Origin of the sequence: Paracoccus methylarcula (genome assembly GCF_003007735.2) — a bacterium.
Taxonomy (GTDB): domain Bacteria; phylum Pseudomonadota; class Alphaproteobacteria; order Rhodobacterales; family Rhodobacteraceae; genus Paracoccus; species Paracoccus methylarcula.
The window spans coordinates 1-22,185 of sequence record NZ_PXNQ02000007.1 but is presented as its reverse complement, the minus strand read 5'-3'; the positions used below and the strand labels follow the sequence as shown (position 1 = coordinate 22,185).

The 22,185-nt window shown below is 65.6% G+C and carries 22 protein-coding genes and 1 tRNA gene; 6 read left to right on the top strand and 17 right to left on the bottom strand.

Annotated elements, in window-relative coordinates; genetic code table 11:
• Positions 1 to 48: 48 nt before the first annotated feature.
• Positions 49 to 810, bottom strand: coding sequence for an NAD kinase (locus A7A09_RS11855; protein WP_106691804.1), 762 nt, complete (start codon positions 808 to 810; stop codon positions 49 to 51).
• A 175-nt stretch (positions 811 to 985) separates the two neighbouring features.
• On the opposite strand from A7A09_RS11855, the gene glyA reads away from it, so the two are divergent.
• Complete coding sequence (gene glyA, locus A7A09_RS11850; protein WP_123225486.1) at positions 986 to 2,281, top strand: serine hydroxymethyltransferase; 1,296 nt, start codon at positions 986 to 988, stop codon at positions 2,279 to 2,281.
• Between the two features lie 77 nt (positions 2,282 to 2,358).
• On the top strand, positions 2,359 to 3,195 hold the full coding sequence (locus A7A09_RS11845; protein WP_106691612.1) for a DUF817 domain-containing protein: 837 nt from the start codon (positions 2,359 to 2,361) through the stop codon (positions 3,193 to 3,195).
• Here A7A09_RS11845 and A7A09_RS11840 read toward each other — a convergent pair.
• The 10 genes from A7A09_RS11840 to A7A09_RS11795 form a co-directional block, all read right to left on the bottom strand.
• A complete protein-coding gene (locus A7A09_RS11840) occupies positions 3,152 to 3,934 on the bottom strand; it encodes a crotonase/enoyl-CoA hydratase family protein (protein ID WP_106691803.1) in 783 nt (260 codons plus the stop codon). The two genes, A7A09_RS11845 and A7A09_RS11840, sit on opposite strands and share 44 nt — an antisense overlap.
• On the bottom strand, positions 3,927 to 4,790 hold the full coding sequence (locus A7A09_RS11835) for a hydroxymethylglutaryl-CoA lyase (protein ID WP_106691611.1): 864 nt from the start codon (positions 4,788 to 4,790) through the stop codon (positions 3,927 to 3,929). The genes A7A09_RS11840 and A7A09_RS11835 overlap by 8 nt, the downstream gene beginning before the upstream one ends.
• Entirely contained in the window at positions 4,783 to 5,448 is a 666-nt protein-coding gene (locus A7A09_RS11830; RefSeq protein WP_106691610.1) for a glutathione S-transferase family protein, read from the bottom strand. Before A7A09_RS11830 ends, A7A09_RS11835 begins: the two co-directional genes overlap by 8 nt.
• On the bottom strand, positions 5,445 to 7,370 hold the full coding sequence (locus A7A09_RS11825) for an acetyl-CoA carboxylase biotin carboxylase subunit (protein WP_106691609.1): 1,926 nt from the start codon (positions 7,368 to 7,370) through the stop codon (positions 5,445 to 5,447). The genes A7A09_RS11830 and A7A09_RS11825 overlap by 4 nt, the downstream gene beginning before the upstream one ends.
• A 112-nt stretch (positions 7,371 to 7,482) precedes the next feature.
• Complete coding sequence (locus A7A09_RS11820; protein ID WP_106691608.1) at positions 7,483 to 7,968, bottom strand: O-acetyl-ADP-ribose deacetylase; 486 nt, start codon at positions 7,966 to 7,968, stop codon at positions 7,483 to 7,485.
• Between the two features lie 58 nt (positions 7,969 to 8,026).
• Positions 8,027 to 9,631, bottom strand: coding sequence for a carboxyl transferase domain-containing protein (locus A7A09_RS11815; RefSeq protein WP_106691607.1), 1,605 nt, complete (start codon positions 9,629 to 9,631; stop codon positions 8,027 to 8,029).
• A gap of 63 nt (positions 9,632 to 9,694) precedes the next feature.
• Complete coding sequence (locus A7A09_RS11810; protein WP_106691606.1) at positions 9,695 to 11,248, bottom strand: AMP-binding protein; 1,554 nt, start codon at positions 11,246 to 11,248, stop codon at positions 9,695 to 9,697.
• Positions 11,245 to 11,742: a lysozyme inhibitor LprI family protein gene (locus A7A09_RS11805; protein ID WP_245999308.1), complete on the bottom strand. Its 498-nt coding sequence runs from the start codon at positions 11,740 to 11,742 to the stop codon at positions 11,245 to 11,247. The genes A7A09_RS11810 and A7A09_RS11805 overlap by 4 nt, the downstream gene beginning before the upstream one ends.
• A gap of 56 nt (positions 11,743 to 11,798) precedes the next feature.
• The gene (locus A7A09_RS11800; RefSeq protein WP_106691605.1) at positions 11,799 to 12,329 is read right to left on the bottom strand and encodes a lysozyme inhibitor LprI family protein; all 531 of its coding nucleotides are present in this window, start codon (positions 12,327 to 12,329) and stop codon (positions 11,799 to 11,801) included.
• Entirely contained in the window at positions 12,329 to 13,489 is a 1,161-nt protein-coding gene (locus tag A7A09_RS11795; protein ID WP_106691604.1) for an isovaleryl-CoA dehydrogenase, read from the bottom strand. Before A7A09_RS11795 ends, A7A09_RS11800 begins: the two co-directional genes overlap by 1 nt.
• 177 nt (positions 13,490 to 13,666) lie before the next feature.
• Between A7A09_RS11795 and A7A09_RS11790 the strand changes: the two genes are divergently transcribed.
• Positions 13,667 to 14,221, top strand: coding sequence for a histidine phosphatase family protein (locus tag A7A09_RS11790; RefSeq protein WP_106691603.1), 555 nt, complete (start codon positions 13,667 to 13,669; stop codon positions 14,219 to 14,221).
• Complete coding sequence (gene cbiB / locus A7A09_RS11785) at positions 14,209 to 15,117, top strand: adenosylcobinamide-phosphate synthase CbiB (protein WP_106691602.1); 909 nt, start codon at positions 14,209 to 14,211, stop codon at positions 15,115 to 15,117. The genes A7A09_RS11790 and cbiB overlap by 13 nt, the downstream gene beginning before the upstream one ends.
• Before the next feature lie 55 nt (positions 15,118 to 15,172).
• On the opposite strand, the gene A7A09_RS11780 is transcribed toward cbiB, so the two are convergent.
• The 4 genes from A7A09_RS11780 to A7A09_RS11765 all read right to left on the bottom strand — a co-directional run bounded on the left by A7A09_RS11780 (position 15,173) and on the right by A7A09_RS11765 (position 19,493).
• Entirely contained in the window at positions 15,173 to 17,437 is a 2,265-nt protein-coding gene (locus A7A09_RS11780; protein WP_106691601.1) for an adenosylcobalamin-dependent ribonucleoside-diphosphate reductase, read from the bottom strand.
• Between the two features lie 60 nt (positions 17,438 to 17,497).
• Positions 17,498 to 18,382, bottom strand: coding sequence for a lyso-ornithine lipid O-acyltransferase (gene olsA / locus A7A09_RS11775; RefSeq protein WP_106691600.1), 885 nt, complete (start codon positions 18,380 to 18,382; stop codon positions 17,498 to 17,500).
• Positions 18,379 to 19,161: an L-ornithine N(alpha)-acyltransferase gene (gene olsB, locus A7A09_RS11770; RefSeq protein ID WP_106691599.1), complete on the bottom strand. Its 783-nt coding sequence runs from the start codon at positions 19,159 to 19,161 to the stop codon at positions 18,379 to 18,381. The genes olsA and olsB overlap by 4 nt, the downstream gene beginning before the upstream one ends.
• Before the next feature lie 152 nt (positions 19,162 to 19,313).
• Positions 19,314 to 19,493 carry a DUF3553 domain-containing protein gene (locus A7A09_RS11765; RefSeq protein ID WP_106691801.1) on the bottom strand — a complete coding sequence of 60 codons (180 nt, stop codon included), beginning with the start codon at positions 19,491 to 19,493 and terminating at the stop codon, positions 19,314 to 19,316.
• Positions 19,494 to 19,532: 39 nt separating this feature from the next.
• On the opposite strand from A7A09_RS11765, the gene A7A09_RS11760 reads away from it, so the two are divergent.
• Positions 19,533 to 20,165 carry a histidine phosphotransferase family protein gene (locus A7A09_RS11760; RefSeq protein WP_106691598.1) on the top strand — a complete coding sequence of 211 codons (633 nt, stop codon included), beginning with the start codon at positions 19,533 to 19,535 and terminating at the stop codon, positions 20,163 to 20,165.
• A 28-nt stretch (positions 20,166 to 20,193) separates the two neighbouring features.
• Here A7A09_RS11760 and A7A09_RS11755 read toward each other — a convergent pair whose 3' ends face one another.
• Positions 20,194 to 21,459, bottom strand: coding sequence for a glutamate-5-semialdehyde dehydrogenase (locus A7A09_RS11755; RefSeq protein WP_106691597.1), 1,266 nt, complete (start codon positions 21,457 to 21,459; stop codon positions 20,194 to 20,196).
• A 100-nt stretch (positions 21,460 to 21,559) separates the two neighbouring features.
• Between A7A09_RS11755 and A7A09_RS11750 the strand changes: the two genes are divergently transcribed.
• Positions 21,560 to 22,027, top strand: a complete 468-nt coding sequence (locus tag A7A09_RS11750; protein ID WP_106691596.1) for a DUF1203 domain-containing protein — start codon at positions 21,560 to 21,562, stop codon at positions 22,025 to 22,027.
• Positions 22,028 to 22,066: 39 nt separating this feature from the next.
• Here the strand turns inward: A7A09_RS11750 and A7A09_RS11745 are convergent.
• A tRNA-Asp gene (locus tag A7A09_RS11745) sits at positions 22,067 to 22,143 on the bottom strand.
• Positions 22,144 to 22,185 lie beyond the last annotated feature (42 nt).

Below are 22,185 nucleotides of genomic sequence, written 5' to 3'. Positions count from 1 at the left end.
AAACCCGCGCGACGCATGGGGGCCGTTGCCCAAGGGCATGGCGCCTGTCTAGACGAACTGTTCGCGGATCAACCGTTCCTCCAGCCCGTGGCCGCTGTCGAACAGCAGCCGGTGCGAGATATCGGCGGCGCTGTGGATATGCACCCGTGTCACATGCCGGATCGAACGCGAATCGGCATCGGCCATGACCGGGCGGCGTTCGGGATTCAGCACCTCTATCTCGACCTGCGCATCCTTGGGCAAGAGCGCCCCCCGCCAGCGGCGGGGCCGGAACGGCGCGATGGCCGTCAGGGCCAATACCTCGGAATCTATGGGCAGGATCGGGCCATGCGCGGAATAGTTATAGGCGGTGGAGCCAGCCGGGGTCGAGACCAGCGCACCGTCGCAGACCAGTTCATCCATGCGTTTCTTGCCATCCACATGGATGCGCAGCTTGGCCGCCTGCGGGCCTTCGCGCAGCAGGCTGACCTCGTTGATGGCCAGCGCCTCGTGCAGCGATCCGTCCCGGCAGGTGGCGCTCATCCGCAGCGGGTTGATGATCGTCTCTTCCGCCTCGGCGAGCCTGCGCGGAAGATCCTCTTCGCCATAGGCGTTCATCAGGAAGCCGACCGTGCCCCGGTTCATCCCGTAGACCGGCAGGGCGCGGCCTTCCATGGCGTGCAATGTCTGCAGCATGAAGCCATCGCCGCCAAGCGCCACGACCAGATCGGCATGGTCCGCATCGACGCAGCCATATCGCGCGGAAAGACTGGCCAGCGCCGCGCGCGCGATATCGGCCTGGCTGGCGGTGAAATGGATTTTCGGCATCATCTGCTGCGGCTTGCTCCTCTTGCCGGGCAGCATCGGCGCTGATCGGGACGAAGACAAGCCCCGTCCGCGCCGCAACCGGCCTCCAAGCTGTCGTTTTGCTGCTTTTAGCCCGGCAGAGCTTGGGTTATGAGGGCGTTATCCCGGCCGCAGCTTAGCCAGAAAGGACGCGTGACAGATGAACGCCCCCACCCGCGACGACGGATTTTTCACCGAAGCCCTGACCAGCCGCGACCCAGAGATCGCCGCCGCCATCGGCAAGGAGCTGGGCCGCCAGCGTGACGAGATCGAACTGATCGCCTCGGAAAACATCGTCTCGAAGGCGGTGCTGGAGGCGCAGGGCACGGTCCTGACCAACAAATATGCCGAAGGCTATCCGGGCAAGCGTTACTATGGCGGCTGCCAATATGTGGATATCGTCGAGAACCTGGCAATCGAGCGCGCCAAGGAGCTGTTCGATTGCGAATTCGCCAATGTGCAGCCCAATAGCGGCAGCCAGATGAACCAGGCCGTGTTCCTGGCGCTGCTGAAACCCGGCGATACCTTCATGGGGCTGGACCTGAATTCCGGCGGCCACCTGACCCATGGCTCGCCCGTCAACATGTCGGGGAAATGGTTCAACGTGCTCAGCTACGGCGTGCGCCAGCAGGATCAGTTGCTGGACATGGAGGCGATCGCCGAGGCGGCGCGCCAGCACAAGCCCAAGCTGATCCTGGCCGGCGGCACCGCCTATAGCCGCATCTGGGACTGGGCGGCCTTCCGCAAGATTGCCGACGAGGTGGGTGCCTACCTGATGGTGGACATGGCCCATATCGCCGGGCTGGTCGCGGGCGGGCAACATCCCTCGCCGCTGCCGCATGCGCATGTCGTGACCACCACCACGCATAAATCGCTGCGCGGTCCGCGTGGCGGGATGGTGCTGACCAATGACGCCGATATCGCGAAAAAGATCAACTCGGCGGTCTTCCCCGGCCTGCAGGGCGGTCCGCTGATGCATGTGATCGCCGCCAAGGCGGTGGCCTTCGGCGAGGCCCTTGAGCCCGGCTTCAAGGATTACGCGGCACAGGTCGTCACCAATGCCCGCGCCATGGCGGATGAGCTGATGAAGGGCGGCATCGACATCGTGTCGGGCGGCACCGACAACCATCTCTGCCTTGCCGACCTGCGCCCCAAGGGCGTGACCGGCAAGGCGACCGAGGCCGCCCTGGGCCGGGCCCATATCACCTGCAACAAGAATGGCGTGCCCTTCGATCCCGAGAAACCCTTTGTCACCTCGGGCATCCGCCTTGGTGCCCCGGCGGGCACCACCCGCGGTTTCGGAGAGGCCGAGTTCCGGCAGATCGCCCGCTGGATCGTCGAGGTGGTCGATGGCCTTGCCGCCAATGGCGAAGAGGGCAATTCCGCCACCGAGGACAAGGTCCGTGCCGAGGTGGCCGAGCTCTGCGCGCGCTTCCCGCTCTATCCTGATCTGTGAGGCCGACACGGCGCATTGAACGCAGCCTGGGAGACTGGGCACGGACCCGGCTGCCCCATTGGGCGGCCGAGTTCGTCATGTTCGTGCTCAAACAGGGATGGGCCTGCCTGTTCGGCGGGCTCATGTTGCTGGCGATCCTTGCGACCCGTGCCGTCTGGTCGCCGGACTGGGCGCTGCAGCGCTATGACGCGCTGTTCCTGTTCGCGCTGCTGACGCAGGCGGCATTCCTGGTCTTCCGGCTGGAAAGCCTGACCGAGGCGTGGGTCATCCTGCTGTTCCACCTGACCGGCACGGCGATGGAGATCTTCAAGGTCGGTGCCGGATCATGGGCCTATCCCGAGCCGGGATTGTTCAAGCTGTGGGGCGTGCCGCTGTTCTCGGGCTTCATGTATGCCTCGGTGGGGTCCTACATGGCGCGGGTGATCCGCATCTTCGACATGCGCTTTTCACCCTATCCGCCATTCGCCCTGACGGTGCTGCTGGCCGTCGCGATCTATGTCAATTTCTTCGCGCATCATTTCCTGCCCGATATCAGGCTGGTCCTGTTCGCGGCGACGGTCCTGATCTTTGGCCGGACGCGCATCTGGTTCAGGCTGAATGGCTGGTACTGGATGCCCCTGCCCGTCGCGGCCTTCCTGACCAGCCTGTTCCTGTGGATCGCCGAGAATATCGGCACCCTGACCGGCACATGGATCTATGCCGGGCAATCCGCGCTGGATCATGTCTCATTCGCCAAGATCGGGTCCTGGTACCTGCTGCTCTATGTCAGCTTCGTGACCGTGACCATTGCCGCCCGCGATGCCATCCGCGCAGCCGCGCCCGAACGCCCGGAACGCGCCCCGCAAGCCGATCATGCGGCCCCGGAGGCGATCAGCTCTGCCAGCCCGGTTTACGTTTCTCGAAGAAGGCGCTGATGCCCTCGGGGGCCTCCTGCCCTTCCCAGACTGCCACCAGCCGGTCGATGCTGTCCTCGATCTCGGCCTCGGTGATGCGCGGGCCGAGAAAGCGGCATTGAGCCTTGGCCGCCGCGATCGCACCCGGCGCGCCCAAAAGGAAGGGCGCGATCTCGGCCTCGACCGCCTTGTCGAGATCGTCCGGGGCAACAATCCGCGCGGCGAGGTTCAGCGCCACCGCTTCGGATGCATCGAAGACCCGCCCCGAGAAGAAGACCCGCCGCGCCCGGTCCTCGCCCATCCGGGCCAGCACATAGGGGCCGATGGTCGCCGGGATCAGGCCCAGCTTGACCTCGGTCAGCCCGAATTTCGCGGTCTCGGCGGCGATGGCGATATCGCAGACCGACATCATCCCGATCCCGCCGCCAAAGGCATTGCCATGCACCCGCGCGATCAGGGGCCTGGGCAACAGGTTCAGGGCCGAAAGCATCCCGGCCAAAGCCCGAGCGCCCGCCCGTCTTGTCGCTGCATCGGCGGCGATCTGCTGTTTCATCCAGCCCAGGTCCCCGCCGGCGCAGAAACTGGCCCCCTCGCCCGCCAGCACCACGACCCGCAGCTTTGGATCGGCGCCAAGCTGCGCCGCTGCCGCCGTCAATTCCTCGATCAGTTGCTGCGAGAGCGCGTTATGCTTGTCGGGGCGTGCCATCCATAATGTGGCGACGCCGCGCGTGTCGGTCTCGATCCGGATCGTCTCAAACATCTTCATCCTCCCGCATGGCGCGCGCCATGGCCGCGGCCCTTTCGATCATATCCATGTCCAGCCCGGTCGCATAGCCCGCCGCCGCCAGATGCGCCGCCACAGCCTCGGTCGCGACATTGCCCTTGGCGCCCGGAGCATAGGGGCAGCCGCCCAGGCCTCCGACCGCCGCATCGAACACGCGCAGCCCGCGCGCCAGCGATGCATCGATATTTTCCAGCGCCCGGCCAGCGGTATCGTGATAATGCCCGGCAAGCCGTTCCGGCGGCAGCTCGTCCAGCACCGCCGACAACATGGCGTCGATGCTTTCAGGGCGGCCCTGGCCGATCGTGTCGCCAAGGCTGACCTCGTAGCAGCCCATGCCACGCAGCGCCGCCGCCACGCGGGCCACATTGGCCGGAGGGGTCGGACCGTCAAAGGGGCAATCGGTCACGACGCTGACATAACCGCGCAAGGGGATCCCGTCAGCCCGCGCGGCATCGGCCACCGGGGTGAAGCGTTCCAGCGATTCGGCAATCGTCGCGTTCAGATTGGCCTTGCTGAAGCCTTCGGATGCGCTGGCGAAGATCGCCACCTCGCTGGCCCGCGCGGATTTCGCCGCCGCGTAGCCCTTCATGTTCGGCGTCAGCACCGCATAGCTGACCCCGGGCCTGCGGGCGATCCCGGCCATGACCTGCGCCGCGTCGCCCATCTGCGGCACCCATTTCGGGGAGACGAAGCTGGTCACCTCGATCCGCCGGAAACCGGCCTGTGAGAGCAGATCGACCAGCGCGATCTTTTCCGCCGCCGGGATCAGGCGCTTTTCATTCTGCAGCCCGTCGCGGGGGCCCATCTCGAATATCTCGACCGTCTCAGGCATCGGGCACCTCGTAGAATTCCCTGGCATAGATCAATTGCCCGCCGGGTTCCGGCAGGGTCGCCCGGAATGCCGGGCGCGCCTTGCAGCGCTCCAGATAGGCGATTAGCGCGGGGCGGTCATCGAAGCGCACGAAACGCGCGGCGATATAGACGGAATAACCCACCGCGCAATCGACGCCCGAAAAACCCTCGGGCATCAGCCAGCCCTGCCCGGCAACGGTCTGGGCCACCAGCCCGAGCGTGCGCGACAGGCGCGCCGCCTCCAGCCGCATCACGGTGGGCGAGCGCATGTAATCCTCGCGCAGCACGATGTGATGCTGGGTCAGGTTGGCCAGATGCTGTCCCAATGTTTCCGCGAAATGCAGCCAGTTCAGCCAATCGGCCCGCCCCTCGGCGCCGGGCGCGCACATCAGTTCGGGGGCGCGGGTCTCGCAGAGATATTCGATGCAGGCACCGGATTCGCGGATCAGGTGCCCGTCCACCTGCAGCGCCGGGACGCGCCCCGCCGGATGGATATCGCTATAGGGAGGCTGGCGCATGGACTTGTCGAAGAACGACAATTCGCGCAGATCGTATTCGCAGCCGATCTCTTCCAGCAGCCAGCGCACCCGCATCGAGCGCGACAGCGGCACATGCCACAGGACGGGGCGATCGCTCATTCCTGTTCCTCCTCCAGCCGGATCAGCGGCGCGCCCGCCTCGACCTGGTCGCCGGCGCCCGCCATCACCTCGGCCACCACGCCATCGCGCCACGCGGTCAGGCTGTGCTCCATCTTCATCGCCTCCAGCACGGCAAGCCGATCGCCTGCCTTCACCGCCTGCCCGGCCTTTACATGCACGGATTTCACCAGCCCCGGCATGGGCGCCAGCGTGACCTCGTCACCCGCGGCAGCGGCATCGCGGGCCAGCGGATCCAGCGGCGCCAGATGCACGGTGCGGCCCCCGAAGACGCTGACCCCGGCATCATGGCTGACGATCCGGTGACGCATCAGGGTCTCGTCCACCCACCAGCGCCCGCCCTGCCAGCGAACCTCATGACCTGTGCCGTCCAGCGTGACCCGCGCGGCACCGGGGCCAAGGACTTCCAGCATTGCCTCGCCGCCCTCCCACGCGATTGTCCGGCGCAGCGGCTGCCACAGCGTCGCCCCGCCCTTCACCCGAGGATCGGCCAGCCCGGCCAGCCCGATCACCGCCAGCGCCCTGACACGCGGATCGGCTTCGGCTGCGGCGACCAGCGCCTCCAGGTCGCGGGCGATCAGGCCGGTATCCACCTCGCCTTCGCGGAAACCCTCATGCCGGGTCAGCGCGATCAGGAAATCGAGATTGGTGACAGAGCCCGCCACCTCGGTATCGACAAGGGCCGATTCCAGCGCCCGCAAGGCGACCGCGCGGGTCGGACCATGGGTCACGATCTTGGCGATCATCGGGTCATACCACGGGCTGATGGCGTCGCCCTGCCGCACGCCGGTCTCGATGCGCGCGGCATCGGGGAATTGCAGATGCGCCAGCCGCCCTGTCGCCGGCAGGAAACCCGCCGGCACATCCTCGGCATAAAGCCGCGCCTCGAAGGCATGGCCGGTGATCCGCAGATCCTCCTGCCGGGCGGGCAAGGGCTCGCCACTGGCGACGCGGAGCTGCCATTCGACCAGGTCGATGCCGGTGATCGCCTCGGTCACGGGATGCTCGACCTGCAGCCGGGTGTTCATCTCCATGAACCAGAAACCGTCCGTGCGCAGCCCGCCCGAGCCATCGACGATGAACTCGATCGTGCCCGCGCCCTTGTAGCCGATCGCCTCGGCGGCGCGGGTCGCGGCGGCACCCATGACCTTGCGCATCTCGGGCGTCATGCCGGGGGCCGGGGCTTCCTCGATCACCTTCTGGTGGCGGCGCTGCAGGGAGCAGTCCCGCTCGAACAGGTGAACCGCGCGATGCCCGTCGCCAAAGACCTGAACCTCGATATGGCGGGGCCGCAGGATGTATTTCTCGATCAGCACGTCGGGATTGCCGAAAGCGTTCCTCGCCTCGGACTGGGCCGAGGCCAGCGCATCGGCGAACTCGTCCGGATCGTCCACTCGGCGCATCCCCTTGCCGCCGCCGCCCGCAACAGCCTTGATCAGCACCGGGTAGCCGATCCTCTCGGCCTCCTGCGCCAGGTGGGCGGGATCCTGATCCGCACCGTGATAGCCCGGCACGACCGGCACCCCGGCCTCTTCCATCAGCGCCTTGGCGGCATCCTTGAGCCCCATCGCCCGGATCGCCCTGGCCGAGGGGCCGATAAAGACCAGCCCGGCGGCCTCGACCGCATCGACGAAATCGGGGTTTTCGGACAGGAAGCCGTAGCCGGGATGGATCGCCTGCGCCCCGGTGGCCTTGGCGGCCTCGATGATCCGCTCCCCCTGCAGGTAACTGTCCGCCGGGGCGGGACCACCCAGATAAACGGCCTCGTCGGCCATGGCGACATGGCGGGCGGCGCGGTCGGCATCGGAATAGACAGCGACGCTCGCAACCCCCAAGCGGCGGCAGGAATCGATGACACGGCAGGCGATTTCGCCGCGATTGGCGATCAGGATTTTCTGGAACATGGCAGGTCCTTGGCTTGGCGGGCGCCGGGGGTTTCGCGCCCGCCGCCGGCTGGTTCTCGAACCGGTGGCGCACCAACCGGCGGCCCCGCGAGGTATTTGCATGAAGAAAAGGTCATCCGAGCGCCTCTTCGAGATATCGGGCAGCGGCATGGTCAAAGGCGACCAGTGTCACCTGAAGGGATTCGCCATGGACCCGGATCGTCTCGACGGCGATGCGGGCGGCGCGGTCGGGTGGAAAACCGTAAATGCCGGTCGAGATGGCCGGGAAGGCGATGCTGGCGACCCCGTGTTCGCGTGCCAGCATGAGGCTGTTGCGATAGGCCGAAGCAAGCAGCTCGTCCTCGCCCTGATCGCCCCCGCGCCAGACCGGGCCGACCGTATGGATGACATGCCGGGCGGGCAGGCCGTAGCCGCCAGTGATACGCGCCTCCCCCGTCGGGCAACCGCCGATCCTGCGGCATTCCTCCAGCAGGGCGGGGCCTGCCGCGTGATGGATCGCGCCATCGACGCCGCCGCCGCCAAGCAGCGTCTCGTTGGCCGCGTTGACGATGGCATCCACGGTCAACCTGGTGATGTCTCCCAGCCAGACCCGTATCATTCCGCCCCCTTCTTCTTCATGAAAATATCCCCGCCGGAGGCATCCATCATCGCCATCCTCACATCCGGAAGACACCGAAGCGCGTCGGCGCAATCGGCGCGTTCAGGCTCGCACGCAGCGACAGGGCCAGCACATCGCGGCTTTTCCGCGGATCGATGATGCCGTCATCCCAGAGCCGCGCCGAGGCATAGAGCGGGTGCGACTGGCGCTCGAACATCTCGATCGTGGGGCGCTTGAACTCCGCCTCTTCCTCGGCGGACCAGGTGCCGCCCTGCCGCTCGATCCCGTCGCGCTTGACGGTGGCGAGCACGCCCGCCGCCTGTTCCCCGCCCATCACCGAGATCCGGCTGTTGGGCCATGTCCACAGGAAGCGGGGTGAATAGGCGCGGCCCGCCATGCCGTAATTGCCCGCGCCGAAAGAGCCGCCGACCAGCATGGTGATCTTGGGCACCGAACTCGTGGCCACCGCCGTCACCATCTTGGCGCCGTGGCGGGCAATGCCCTCGTTCTCGTATTTGCGCCCGACCATGAAGCCGGTGATGTTCTGCAAAAACACCAGCGGGATGCCGCGTTGCGAGCACAATTCGATGAAATGCGCGCCCTTCTGCGCGGCCTCGGAGAACAGCACGCCGTTATTGGCGATGATGCCGACCGGGCAGCCCTCGACATGGGCGAACCCCGTCACCAGCGTCTCGCCGAAACGCGCCTTGAACTCGTCGAAGCGCGAGCCGTCCACGGTGCGGGCGATCACCTCGCGGATGTCATAGGGGGTGCGCAGATCGGCGGGCACGACGCCGAGGATCTCGTCGGGGTCATGGGCCGGGGGTTCGGGCGATTGCCAGAGGACGCTTTCGGGCATCCGGTGGTTGAGATTGCCGATGGCGCGGCGGGCCTGCGCCAGCGCATGGGCGTCGTCCTCGGCCAGGTAATCGGCCACGCCCGACAGGCGGGTATGGACATCGCCGCCACCCAGATCCTCGGCGGTCACCACCTCTCCGGTGGCGGCCTTGACCAGCGGCGGACCGGCAAGAAAGATCGTGCCCTGGTCGCGGACGATGATCGTCACGTCGGACATGGCGGGCACATAGGCGCCGCCCGCGGTGCAGGAGCCCATGACGACGGCGATCTGCGGAATGCCGCGCGCCGACATCTGCGCCTGGTTGTAGAAGATGCGCCCGAAATGATCGCGGTCGGGAAAGACCTCGTCCTGGTTGGGCAGGTTCGCGCCGCCGCTATCGACCAGGTAGACGCAGGGCAGATGGCATTCCGCCGCGATCTCTTGCGCGCGAAGGTGCTTTTTCACCGTCATCGGGTAATAGGTGCCGCCCTTCACCGTCGCGTCATTGGCGACGACCATCACGTCCTGGCCATGAACGCGCCCGATCCCGGCGATCACTCCCGCCCCCGGCGCCGCGCCATCATACATGCCATGCGCCGCCACAGCCCCGATTTCCAGGAAGGGCGAGCCCGGATCGAGCAGGTTCGCCACCCGTTCACGCGGAGGCATCTTGCCGCGGCTGACATGGCGCTCCATCGATCTGGCCCCGCCCCCGGCGGCGGCGGCTTCGGCGGCGTCGCGGGCGGTGGCGAGCAGCGCCAGATGCGCTTCGCGATTGGCCTTGAAAGCGTCGGACGTGGTCAGGGCGGCGGATCTGAGTTTCATGCGCGGCGGGCTCCGATCTGGAAAAATTCGGTCGTCATCTGGCGTCGGTTGCAGGGAAATGTGTCATCCATCGTTGCCTTCCTCGTTCTCGGCAATCGCCAGTTGCCGCAATTCCCGCCGCATCACCTTGCCGGTCACGGTCATCGGAAGGGCGTCGAGAAAGGCGATCTCGCGCGGGTAGGAATGGGCGGCAGAGAAACGCTTGGCGTGGGATTGCAATTCGCGGGCCAGTTCGTCTGATGGGTAAAATTTATCCCGCAATACGATGTAAGCCTTGACGATTTCCGTTCTTACGGGGTCGGGCTTGCCGATGACCCCCGCCTGCGCGACCGCCGGGTGCTTCAGCAGGCAATCCTCGATCTCGGAGGGACCGATGCGGTAGCCCGCCGATGTGATCACGTCATCATCGCGCCCGACAAAGCGGATATAGCCGTCCTCGATCACGCCACGGTCACCGGTCACCAGCCAGTCGCCACGAAACTTCTCGGCCGTCGCGTCAGGGCGGTTCCAGTATTCCAGCATCATCGAACCGGCCCCGCGCCGCACGGCGATATCGCCCTCGGCATCGGTCGGCTGGCCGCTTTCGTCGATCACCCGGACATCGAAGCCCGGCACTGCCTTGCCGATCGACCCCGGACGGGCGGCAAACATCGAGGAAGCCGAGGATGCCACCATGTTGCATTCGGTCTGGCCGTAGAATTCGTTGATCGTCAGGCCGAAGGCATGCCGCCCCCAGTCCAGCATCTCGGCCCCGAGCGTCTCTCCGCCCGAGGCGACCGAGCGCAACCCGGTGATCGAGATTTCGGCGGCCTTCAGCATCTTCAGCGCGGTCGGTGGGAAGAAGATGTTCCGCACACCGCAATCGGCGATGAGCCGGGTCATTTCGGTAGGGTCGAATTTCGGCATCCGGACCGCCACCACCGGCACGCCAAGCGCCAGCCCCGGCATCAGCACGTCGAACAGCCCGCCGATCCAGGCCCAATCCGCCGGGGTCCACAGGCAATCGCCGGGCTGGCCCAGCAGGTCATGGCTCATCTCGACGCCCGGCAGGTGGCCGGTCAGCACGCGATGGCCGTGCAGCGCGCCCTTGGGCGCCCCGGTCGTGCCCGAGGTATAGATGATCACCGCCGGATCCTCGGGGCCGGTCGGCAGGGTGGCGAAGGGGTCAGCCTCGGGCAGTCCATCTTCGGGCACGATCACCCGCAAGTCAGGGAAGGCGCGCAGCATCTCGCGTCCCTCGGCATCGGCGATCACCTTTCGGACACCGGCATCGCGCAAGCGCAGTTCCAGCGCCTCGGGACCGAACAGCTTGAACAGCGGGATCGAGATCGCCGCCGATTTCCACACCGCCAGATGCGCCGCCGCCGTCCATGCTGATTGCGTACGCAGCACCGCCACCCGCTCGCCCCGTTCCGCCTGCAGCGCATGGGCCAGCCGCGCGGTCATCCGCGACAGTTCGGCATAGGTTACGGGATGCGGCCTGCCGTCATACTCGATGATCGCCACGCGCGCGCCGTGATGCGACAGGCATTGATCGGCCATGTTCAGGCGGGCGGGCCATTCCCATCTGAAATCACGCCGCAGCGCAGGATAATCATGGCCGGTCAAGATGGTCATTCCCGTATCTCCTCCAACCGGGCATTCAGCAGCGCCCAGTGCCGCGCGGCCTCGTCCCGCTGGCATTCCAGCCGGGCGAGTTCGCCGTTCGCCTCCCGGGCAGTTGCGGCCTCGGCCCTGTATTCGCACAGGCTATCACGGAAACCGATCCATGCATGCTCGGTCTGGCGCAGTATTTCCTGCGGCTCGATCCCGGCCCCGGCCTCGGCGTCCAGAAGCGCCTGATAGGTTTCGGTCAGCTTCGCCTCCCAGGCCTGATGCGAGGCGTCGAGGCAGTTCTTCTCGACGAAATCGGGCTCGTCGCCGGTATATTTCGTCTCTGCATATTCACGGCAGGCCTGCATCCCGGCATCCGCACAATCGCCCCCCTCATCCGAGGCAAGGCATTGGCCGATCGCCGCCGGGTCCAGCCCCGAGGCATCGCCCGCATGAACAGGCAGTGCAACAAGGTTGACGGCGAAAGCCGCGATTGCGATCGATCTTGCTATCATCATCCTCTCCTCCGATCCGGCCAGACCGCGGGCGTCGGGCAAGCCCTCGTGAAGCGAGGTCAGTTTCCACCATCCTCACGGCGATACTCCTCCAGCCAGATCGCCTGCCTTGCGGTCAGGGTCATGTGGCAATTCTCGCCCGCCGGAATCCGGCCCGATCCCATCCCCCAACGCGAATATTCATAGGAACAGGCGGCGTCGCGAAATTCGATCCAGCGTTTTTGCATATCCTTCAGCAATGGCGCCTGCTCGCCTGCGGGCGAGTCTTCCTCGGCGGCTTCGCGATCCATCCGCTTGGCCGATGCCATCAGGGCGGAATAGGCGTCGTTCAGCCGGGCGTCCCAGAGATCCGCCTCCTGCTGCAAGCAGCGGAACATTCCATAGCTCGAATAGCCGCCCTCGCCCTCCATGCATTGCTCGGCAGCGACACCGATACAGCTTTCCGCGTCCCGTTCCTCGCCTTGTTCGGCGCGCAGGGATGCGTTGTCGAGACAGGTTTCGAGCAGGGAAGGATCAAGCACCGGCATCTCGCCATCCTGCGCCATGGCCGCGCCCGCCATCACCATGAACACAACGACGAGTCCCCGCATCAGACCAGCCCCATCAGCTCCCGCCCGATCAGCATCCGGCGGATTTCGCTGGTGCCCGCGCCGATCTCCATCAGCTTGGCGTCGCGGAACAGGCGGCTGACCACGCTGTCATTCAGGAAGCCCGCACCGCCAAGCGCCTGCACCGCCTGATGCGCCTGAACCATCGCCTGCTCGGAGGCGTAAAGCACCGCGCCCGCCGCGTCCTGCCGCGTGACCTTGCCCGCATCGCAGGCCTTGGCCACCTCGTAGACATAGGCGCGCGCGGTGTTCAGGGCGACATACATATCGGCGATCTTGCCCTGCATGAGCTGGAACGAACCGATCGGCTGACCGAACTGCTTGCGCTCGGCGACATAGGGCATCACCTCGTCCAGGCAGGCCGCCATGATCCCGGTGCCGATGCCCGACAGCACCAGCCGCTCGTAATCGAGGCCCGACATCAACACACGCACGCCACGGCCTTCCTCGCCCAGCACGTTCTCGAACGGGATCTCGCAATTCTCGAAGATCAACTCGCCCGTGTTCGAGCCGCGCATCCCCAGCTTGTCGAAATGCGGGCTGGTCGAGAAACCCTGCATCCCACGCTCGACGATGAATGCGGTAATGCCGCGGCTCGCCGCCTCCGGGTCGGTCTTTGCATACACAACCAGCGTCTGCGCATCCGGCGCATTGGTGATCCAATACTTGTTGCCGTTCAGCACGTAGCGGTCATTCTTCTTCTCGGCCCGCAGTTTCATGCCGACGACATCGCTGCCCGCCCCTTCCTCGGACATGGCCAGCGCGCCGACATGCTCGCCGCTGCACAGCCCGGGCAGGTATTTCGCCCGCTGTGCATCGGTGCCGTTCAGCTTGATCTGGTTCACGCAGAGATTCGAATGCGCGCCATAGGACAGGCTGACCGAGGCCGAGGCGCGGGCGATTTCCTCGACCGCGACGACATGCGCCAGATAGCCCATGCCGGAACCGCCGAGTTCCTCGGGCACGGTGATGCCCAGAAGGCCCAGCTCGCCCATCTCGGTCCACAACTCGTTGGGGAATTCGTTCTTGCGGTCCACCTCTGCCGCCAGGGGCCTGACGCGATCCTGCGCCCAACGATGCACCATCTCGCGCAGCGCATTCACATCCTCGCCCAGATCGAACTGCATTCCTTGGGTGAACATCGCGCCCCCTCCTCCCATTTATTGAACATACGTTCATTTAATATGAATATGCCAGGCGGATGCCCTCCGTCAAGCAAAGCCTGCGCCCGATCCCCCGGCAGGTCAATATTGCGCCTTTTGACCTTGGAAGGATTGCGCTAATCCTGCCCCGCATCGTCGAAACCGGGATGGAGCCCCATGCGGCTGAAACTTCTACGCCATGCACCACCGCTGACCGGAGGCCGGTTGGCCGGGCGCCGCGATGTCGATGCCGATTGCAGCGATTCGAGCGCATGCGCGAAGATGCGGCGAATGATCGGCGATCCCGGACGGGTGATCTGCAGCCCGGCACGGCGCTGCCTGCAAACCGCCGCCGCATTGGGGTTCGAGGTCACGGGCACCAACCCGGCCCTGTGGGAGCAGGATTACGGCGATTGGGAGGGGCAGCGCTACGAGGATTTACCCGATCTGGGCGATCTCGAGCCGGAGCGGATCGCCGCGCATCGGCCCAAAGGGGGCGAAAGCTTCAACGACATGGCTGCGCGCGTGCTGCCCGAATTGCGCAGCCTCTCGGATGACACGCTGATCGTCGCCCATGCCGGAACCGTCCGGGCGGCATTGTCGCTGGTGGTGGGCGCGGCGGCCCTGTCCTTTGCGGTCGCGCCGCTATCGCTGACGATCATGCGCCGGACCCGCCGGGGCTGGGCGGTCGAGGCGGTCAACCTGACGGCGGAGGCGGAATGTTCGCCCTGACCGCCCTGATCGCCCTGCTGATCGATGCGCTTCTCGGCTGGCCCGATGCGCTTTATCGCCGCCTTAACCATCCGGTGGTCTGGATCGGCGCGTTGATCGAGCGGCTGGACCGCCGGATGAATCGCGGGGGTGGACGCTTCGGCAAGGGCATGGCGGCCAGCCTGATCGTCATCACCGCCGCGATATTGCCCGCGCTGTTCATGCAATCGCTGCTTGGTTCGGTCATCGCCGGGCTGCTGGCATGGCCGCTGGTCGCGGCGCGGTCCCTGCATGATCACCTGCGCGCGGTCGAGACACCGCTTCTGGCGGGCAATCTGAAAGCCACGCGCGAGGCGACATCGATGATCGTGGGACGTGACGTCTCCCATGCCGATGAAGCCGCCCTGTCCCGCGCCAGTATCGAGAGCCTGGCCGAGAACGCCTCGGATGGCGTGATCGCGCCGCTTTTCTGGGCCGCGCTGGCCGGGCTGCCGGGGATCGCCGCCTACAAGGCGATCAACACGCTGGATTCGATGATCGGGCACCGGACGCCGCGCCATGAGGAATTCGGCCGTTTCGCGGCACGGCTGGACGATCTGGCAAATTGGTTGCCTGCCCGGCTGACGGCATTGCTGTTCACGCTCGCCTCGGGTTCGCTGCATCCCTGGCGGATCGCACGGCGCGATGCCTGTGCCCATCGCTCGCCCAATGCGGGCTGGCCCGAGGCCGCGATGGCCGCCGCATTGCGCGTGCGCCTGTCGGGGCCGCGCAGCTATGGACAGCGGATCGCCCGGGAACCCTGGCTGAATGGCGAGGATCGCGATCCTGCCGGAACGGATCTCGAACCGGCATTGGCGCTTTATCGGCGCGCGGTCATCGCCGGAGGGATCCTGCTGCTGGTGTTGGCCTTGCTGTGACAGGCCAGCCTTGCTGCGGCTTTGCCCTGCCGATCAATGCTGCGCGATCAGCAATTCACCCGCATTTCGAATGACCGCAGCTCGGGCAGGTCATGCAGCCCTCGACCATGCGCATCCCGTATTGTCCGCAGCTTGGGCAGGCGGGTCCTCGGGGGCGTTCGCCCACGGCCATGACCTCGGCTTGCGGATCGGATTTCAGGCCCAGCCCCTCGCCTTCCAGGAAGCCGGTCGAGATCATGTGGCGCTCGATCACGCTGCCGATGGCGGCGAGGATCGAGGGAACATAGCGCCCCTGCATCCAGGCCCCGCCACGCGGATCGAAAACCGCCTTCAGTTCCTCGACCACGAAGGACACGTCTCCGCCGCGCCGGAACACCGCCGAGATCATCCGCGTCAGGGCGACGGTCCAGGCGAAATGCTCCATGTTCTTGGAATTGATGAACACTTCGAACGGCCGCCGGTGGCCGCCCTGCACGATGTCGTTGACGGTGATATAGATGGCGTGCTCGGAACCCGGCCATTTCAGCTTGTAGGTCGAGCCCTCCAGCGCGGCGGGGCGGTCCAGCGGTTCGGTCAGGTAGACCACATCGGCGCCCCGGTCGGCTTCGGGCGCATCCTCGGTCTTTTCCGAGACCGACAGGACCGAGCCGGTCACGTCGTTCGGACGATAGGTGGTGCAGCCCTTGCAGCCCAGGTCCCATGCGGCCAGGTAGACATCCTTGAAATCCTCGAAGGAAATATCCTCGGGGCAGTTGATGGTCTTCGAGATGGAACTGTCCACCCATTCCTGCGCCGCCGCCTGCATGGCGACGTGATCCCTGGGCGCAAGGGTCTGGGCATTGACGAAATGATCCGGCAAGGGCGCATCGCCATGCAGGTCGCGCCACATCTGCACGGCGTAATCCACGACCTCTTCCTCGGTGCGCGATCCGTCCTTTTGCAGCACCTTGCGGCTATAGGCATAGGCGAAGACCGGCTCGATCCCCGAGGACACGTTACCGGCGTAAAGGCTGATCGTGCCGGTCGGTGCGATCGAGGTCAGAAGCGCGTTGCGGATACCGTGTTTCGCGATGGCGTCACGCAGATCCGCATCCACCCGCAACATGAAGCCGGATTTCAGGAATTCATCCGCATCGAAGAGCGGGAAGGCCCCCTTCTCGCGCGCCAGGTCGGCGCTTGCCAGATAGGCCGAGCGCGCGATCGCCTTCATCCATTTGCGGGTCTGCTCGACCGCGTCCGCCGCGCCATAGCGCAGGCCCAGCATCAGCAGCGCATCGGCCAGCCCGGTCACGCCAAGGCCGATCCTGCGCTTGGCCTGCGCCTCGGCGGCCTGTTGATCCAGCGGGAATTTCGAGGCATCGACCACGTTATCCATCATCCGCACGGCGGTGCGCACCAGATCGTCAAGCGCCGCCTCGTCCAGCCGGGCGGCATCCGAGAACGGGTCCGTGACCAGCCGCGCGAGGTTGATCGAGCCCAGCAGGCAGGCGCCATAGGGCGGCAGGGGCTGCTCGCCGCAGGGATTGGTGGCCGAGATGGTCTCGGCGTAATGCAGGTTGTTGGCCTGATTGATCCGGTCGATGAAGATCACCCCCGGCTCGGCATAATCATAGGTCGCACGCATGATCCGGTTCCACAGATCGCGCGCCTGCAGGGTGTGATAGACCTTGCCATCGAATTTCAGATCCCACGGACCGTCGGCCTTCACCGCCTCCATGAAATCATCCGTCACCAGGACCGACAGGTTGAACATGCGCAGCCTTGCGCTGTCCTGCTTGGCCTCGATGAACTGCTCGATATCGGGGTGATCGCAGCGCATCGTCGCCATCATCGCGCCACGGCGGCTGCCCGCCGACATGATCGTGCGGCACATCGCATCCCAGACATCCATGAAGCTGAGCGGACCCGAGGCATCGGCGGCCACGCCCTTCACCTCGGCTCCGCGCGGGCGGATGGTGCTGAAATCATAGCCGATTCCGCCGCCCTGCTGCATGGTCAGCGCGGCTTCCTTCAGCATCTCGAAGATACCGCCCATATTGTCGGGAATGGTGCCCATGACGAAACAGTTGAACAGCGTGACCGCGCGCCCCGTCCCTGCCCCGGCCAGGATACGGCCCGCCGGCAGGAACTTGAAATCCTCCAGCGCGGCATAGAACCGCTCTTCCCATTTCGCCGGATCCTTCTCGACCCGCGCCAGATCGCGGGCGACCCGGCGCCAGCTATCCTCGACCGAGGCATCCACCGGCTGCCCCTCGGCGTCCTTCATCCGGTATTTCATGTCCCAGATCTGTTCGGCGATGGGGGCGGCAAAGCGGGTCATCGGGCATCCTTAGCGGTATCGTGAGAGGGAGATACAATATATGGTTGAAACACGGCTATATCAAGCACGATTATCGGATTCGAGAAGCACCGTATCAAGCCCGTTTCGCACCGATTCCCGCGTCTTGGCGGCCAAGGTCTTGCGGGTTTCTCCCACGACCGGGACCGGCGGATGCAGGACCACCTCGACCCAGCCCTGCCGCGGCGCGGACAGCACCGCAAGCAAGTGATCGGCCAGACCCATATCGCCCCACCAGCCGTAAAAACGCGGATCCGATCCCGCGGGCGCATGATAGGCGACGCTCATCGGCTGGATCGCCAGGTCCTTCGGCAATTCGGGATCGAGAAAGCCCTGGAACAGCGTCGGCTTGAAGGGCAGCACCCGGCGGCCATCGGTCGAGGTGCCCTCGGGAAAGAACAGCAGCCGATGCCCGGCACGGATGCGGGCGGCGAATTCCTCGGCCTGCGCGCGGGCGAATTTCGGGTCGCGGATGACGAAATGCGTATTGGTGACGGCGGTCAGGATATTGATGCCCGGCCAGCCGTGCACCTCGGCCTTGGAGACGAAGAACACCGGTAGCGCGGCATTCATCGTCAGGATGTCCAGCCAGCTTGAATGATTCGCCACGATCGCGCCGGGGCCGCGCAGTGCCTGCCCCTCGCGCCGCCAAGGCAACCCGATGCAGAGCAGCACCAGCCGGCATACCAGTTGCACATGCGGGCCGCTCCATGGGCGGCGGGGGCCGTGGAACAGTTTCTCGATGCCCCGCATCGGCAAGATCAGGATCACCCCGATCAGCAGGACCAGGATCGCGGGCAGGCCGCGCCGGATCACCCGCCACCAGCCGGCAATGCCCCTGGGGCGCGGCAATTCGGGGGCTTCGCCCTCGCGCCATGTCGTGCCATCCCGTGGGGGATCAATCCGTGAGACGCGGGTCTCGTTCATTGTCCCTGCCAACGGCCTTCGTAGAATTTCCGGTGCTTTTCCGACATCGCCGCCGTGTCCATCAGCAGGAACACATCCGTGGTGTTGAAGGCGCGGTCGATATAGGCCCCCTCGCCGACCCGCCCGCCAAGCCGCAGATAGGCCTTGATCAATGCCGGCATGCCGATCAATGCCTCGCGCCGCTCCAGGTTCTCGGCGGGGATCAGGTCCATCGGCTGATAGCCCTCGGGCCGGGCCACGGGCCGCAGCGCTTCGGCGGCCAGGTGATTGTGATGCAGCCAGCTCAGCGAAGGCGCCAGCGCCCGCGTATCGGTGCCGTGGAAACTGGCCACGCCGAATAACAGCTCGACCCGCAGATCCAGCACGTAATCGGCCAGCGCATTCCACAGCAGGAACATCCCCGAGCCGCCGCGATAGGCGGGATCGACGCAGGATCGCCCCAGTTCCAGCAGCGAGCGCCCGGACCCGCGCAGCTTGGTCAGGTCATATTCGCTGTCGCAATAGAACCGGCCGAATTCCTCGGCCCGCAGCCCCGGCAGCAGGCGGTAGACACCCACGACATGATCCAGCTCCTCGGGAGAGCGCCTCCGGTCGATCAGGCAAAGGTGATCGACGACGGGATCGAATTCATCGCGTTCCAGCCGCCTGTCGTGATCGACCATGGCCCCGTCGCCCCCCAACTCCTCGACGAAGACCCGATAGCGCAGGCGTTGGGCCGCATGCAGATCACGCTCGCAGGTCGCGATGCGGATGTCGAAATAGGACGGGTCGGGTTTCATCAGGCCTGCCGGGATTGCGGAGGTGAGCTTGGATCGAGTGTCTAAGTGCGCAAATGTCGCATTGCAACCATTTGCATAAACGGGATACAATCAAAGGAAGACAGTTACCGGTAGTGAACAACTTTAAATTGTAGTGTCCCGACCATGAAACCTCACGATTCGTTCCAGCGCAGGATCTCGAGCGTTACGCGCTTGCCATCGATCACCTGTTTTCCGGCCTCGGCGAAGTTCACCGTGATGCGATCGCCGATGCGCGACTGCACCTGGCCCTTGCCCCATTCCGGTGCCCCGGGATGGCGCACGATCATGCCGGGCTCGAGCAGTTCATTCATATCCACCCCCATGATGCCCAGCTTAGAAGGTATGTTCTCATGAGTGCCCATACAATGCGTATCGATCCCCGCCAATTGGCCGCGCTGGTCGGGTCCCGGCTATGCCATGATCTCGTATCCCCTCTCGGTGCCATAGGTAATGGCATTGAATTGCTTGAATTATCGGATGAATTTCCCGGCCTGACGCAGACTCCCGAGATGCGGCTGATCGCGGAATCGGTCAATGCCGCGCATCATCGCATCCAGGCGTTCCGGGTCGCTTTCGGCCATGCGGGAAAGGATCAGCGGGTCACGCGCGCCGAACTGGCCAGGCTGGTCGAGGGGATGGCGGGGCAGTGCCGGATGCGGGTCGAACTGACCGCCTTTGGAACCTTCCCCCGCCCCGAGATCCGCATGGTGGTCCTGGCGATGATGTGCCTTGAGCATGCATTGCCGCAGGGCGGTCGGGTCTCGGTTCTGCAAGACGGCTCCGGCTGGCGGTTGCTGGCACAAGCCGAGCAGACACGCCCCGACCCCGCCCTGTGGTCATGGCTGGCTCCCCGCGACACGCCGCCACAGCGCGCACCCGCCCCGTCCGAGGTGCAATTCGCCTTGCTGGCCGAAGCGGCGGCGGAACTGGGCCGCGCCATCCGCTGGAAGCTGACCGGCAGGAGTGCCGAGATCGCGTTCTGAGCAAGGACGGGAGCCGGGGCGGCTCGGTTCAGTCCCGGATCGTGCCCTGCCCCGTGACCAGGTATTTGAAGCTGGTCAGTTGTTCGGCCCCCACCGGGCCGCGCGCATGCAGCTTGCCCGTGGCGATGCCGATCTCTGCCCCCATGCCGAACTCTCCGCCATCGGCGAACTGGGTCGAGGCGTTGCGCATCAGGATCGCGCTGTCGAGACCGGCAAAGAAGCGCTCGGCGGTCGCGTCCTTCGCGGTCAGGATCGATTCGGTATGCTGGCTGCCGAAACGGCGGATATGCGCGATGGCCTCGTCCACGCCATCGACCAGCCTGGCGGCAATGATCATGTCCAGGAACTCGCGCCCGAAATCCTCGGGCTGCGCCTTGGCGGTGCCCGGGATCTTCGCCAGTTCGCCATCGGCCCGGACCTCGACACCGGCGGCCAGCAGATCCTCGATCACAGCGGCCCCGTGTTTCGTATAGAACTGCCAGTCGATCAGCAGGCATTCCGCCGCACCGCAGATGCCGGTGCGCCGGGTCTTGGCGTTCAGCACCACCTGCCGCGCCATCTCGGGATCGGCGTCGCGGTCCACATAGATATGGCAGATACCTTCCAGATGCGCGAAGACCGGCACCCGCGCCTCGCGCTGGACAAGCCCGACAAGGCCCTTGCCGCCGCGCGGGATGATCACGTCGATCAGCCCCTGCGCGCCGAGCATGGCGCTGACCGCCGCCCGGTCGCGGGTGGGCACAAGCTGGATCGATGCCTCGGGCAGTCCGGCCTGGCGCAGCCCCTCGACCATGCAGCCATGGATCGCGGTGGATGAATGCAGGCTTTCCGAGCCACCGCGCAGGATCACCGCATTGCCGGATTTCAGCGCCAGCGCCCCGGCATCGGCGGTCACGTTCGGGCGGCTTTCATAGATCACCCCGATCACGCCGATGGGCGTGCGCACGCGCTGGATATGCAGCCCGGTCGGGCGGTCCCATTCAGTGATGACCTCGCCCACCGGGTCGCGTTGCTCGGCCACGGCGCGCAGACCGTCCTCGATCCCGCGCAGCCGGTCCTCGTCCAGCCGCAGCCGGTCCATCATCGCCTCCGACAGCCCCTTTTCGCGGCCGAATTCAAGGTCGCTCGCATTGGCTTCGAGGATCTCGGGCGCGCGATTGCGGATCTCATGGGCGGCGCCGATCAGCGCCGCGTATTTCCGCTCTCCCGGGGCCTGTGCCAGCTCGATAGCGGCCTCGCGGGCGGCTTCGCCCATCTTCGCGATCAATGCGTCGGCTTCGACCATATCCTTCATCGCCCATTACCCCGTTCATCGAATGAAACGCCCGATTTCAGCGCCCCTGTCTTCCGGCCCCCATGCATAACCAGTTTCGCATCGAAACAGGAGTCCCGAAATGCAAATCCGCTTTTGTCCCATCCCAAGCGAAACCGTCCGCGCCTGGCGCAGCGGATCACCTGATGCCTACGGGCTTGCGCCCGAGCGGGTGGAGGCATCGGTTGGCAGCGGCACCCCCTGCCGCCATTGTCTTGACCAGGTGCCGGCAGGCAAACCTTATCTGATCGTCGCGCATCGCCCGTTCGAAGGGCTGAACCCCTATACAGAGACCGGCCCGATCTTCCTTTGCGCCGAGGATTGCACCGCTGGCGGCCCCGAATTTCCCGAGCGATTCCTGGTGTCGGAACAATATATCGTCCGCGGCTATTCGGCGGATGAGCGGATCGCCTATGGCACCGGGGCTGTCACGCCGACGGGCAAGATCGAGGAGAGATGCAAGGAGCTGTTCGCACGAGAGGACATTGCCTTCATCCATATCCGCTCGGCCAGCAATAACTGCTTTCACTGCCGCGTCGAACGCGGATAGGGCACGCTGGCGCGTCCTGCATGTGAGAGGGGAGGGAAATGGCGCGGTTGACGGGGCTCGAACCCGCGACCCCCGGCGTGACAGGCCGGTACTCTAACCAACTGAGCTACAACCGCGCATTTATCCGGGCGAAAAGATGAGAGTGGCGCGGTTGACGG

Excerpts from the sequence above, each read along its gene's own strand:
- A7A09_RS11855 (WP_106691804.1), bottom strand. The coding sequence starts at position 810 with ATGATGCCGAAAATCCATTTCACCGCCAGCCAGGCCGATATCGCGCGC.
- glyA (WP_123225486.1), top strand. The coding sequence starts at position 986 with ATGAACGCCCCCACCCGCGACGACGGATTTTTCACCGAAGCCCTGACC.
- A7A09_RS11845 (WP_106691612.1), top strand. The coding sequence starts at position 2,359 with ATGTTCGTGCTCAAACAGGGATGGGCCTGCCTGTTCGGCGGGCTCATG.
- A7A09_RS11840 (WP_106691803.1), bottom strand. The coding sequence starts at position 3,934 with ATGTTTGAGACGATCCGGATCGAGACCGACACGCGCGGCGTCGCCACA.
- A7A09_RS11835 (WP_106691611.1), bottom strand. The coding sequence starts at position 4,790 with ATGCCTGAGACGGTCGAGATATTCGAGATGGGCCCCCGCGACGGGCTG.
- A7A09_RS11830 (WP_106691610.1), bottom strand. The coding sequence starts at position 5,448 with ATGAGCGATCGCCCCGTCCTGTGGCATGTGCCGCTGTCGCGCTCGATG.
- A7A09_RS11825 (WP_106691609.1), bottom strand. The coding sequence starts at position 7,370 with ATGTTCCAGAAAATCCTGATCGCCAATCGCGGCGAAATCGCCTGCCGT.
- A7A09_RS11820 (WP_106691608.1), bottom strand. The coding sequence starts at position 7,968 with ATGATACGGGTCTGGCTGGGAGACATCACCAGGTTGACCGTGGATGCC.
- A7A09_RS11815 (WP_106691607.1), bottom strand. The coding sequence starts at position 9,631 with ATGAAACTCAGATCCGCCGCCCTGACCACGTCCGACGCTTTCAAGGCC.
- A7A09_RS11810 (WP_106691606.1), bottom strand. The coding sequence starts at position 11,248 with ATGACCATCTTGACCGGCCATGATTATCCTGCGCTGCGGCGTGATTTC.
- A7A09_RS11805 (WP_245999308.1), bottom strand. The coding sequence starts at position 11,742 with ATGATGATAGCAAGATCGATCGCAATCGCGGCTTTCGCCGTCAACCTT.
- A7A09_RS11800 (WP_106691605.1), bottom strand. The coding sequence starts at position 12,329 with ATGCGGGGACTCGTCGTTGTGTTCATGGTGATGGCGGGCGCGGCCATG.
- A7A09_RS11795 (WP_106691604.1), bottom strand. The coding sequence starts at position 13,489 with ATGTTCACCCAAGGAATGCAGTTCGATCTGGGCGAGGATGTGAATGCG.
- A7A09_RS11790 (WP_106691603.1), top strand. The coding sequence starts at position 13,667 with ATGCGGCTGAAACTTCTACGCCATGCACCACCGCTGACCGGAGGCCGG.
- cbiB (WP_106691602.1), top strand. The coding sequence starts at position 14,209 with ATGTTCGCCCTGACCGCCCTGATCGCCCTGCTGATCGATGCGCTTCTC.
- A7A09_RS11780 (WP_106691601.1), bottom strand. The coding sequence starts at position 17,437 with ATGACCCGCTTTGCCGCCCCCATCGCCGAACAGATCTGGGACATGAAA.
- olsA (WP_106691600.1), bottom strand. The coding sequence starts at position 18,382 with ATGAACGAGACCCGCGTCTCACGGATTGATCCCCCACGGGATGGCACG.
- olsB (WP_106691599.1), bottom strand. The coding sequence starts at position 19,161 with ATGAAACCCGACCCGTCCTATTTCGACATCCGCATCGCGACCTGCGAG.
- A7A09_RS11765 (WP_106691801.1), bottom strand. The coding sequence starts at position 19,493 with ATGAATGAACTGCTCGAGCCCGGCATGATCGTGCGCCATCCCGGGGCA.
- A7A09_RS11760 (WP_106691598.1), top strand. The coding sequence starts at position 19,533 with ATGAGTGCCCATACAATGCGTATCGATCCCCGCCAATTGGCCGCGCTG.
- A7A09_RS11755 (WP_106691597.1), bottom strand. The coding sequence starts at position 21,459 with ATGAAGGATATGGTCGAAGCCGACGCATTGATCGCGAAGATGGGCGAA.
- A7A09_RS11750 (WP_106691596.1), top strand. The coding sequence starts at position 21,560 with ATGCAAATCCGCTTTTGTCCCATCCCAAGCGAAACCGTCCGCGCCTGG.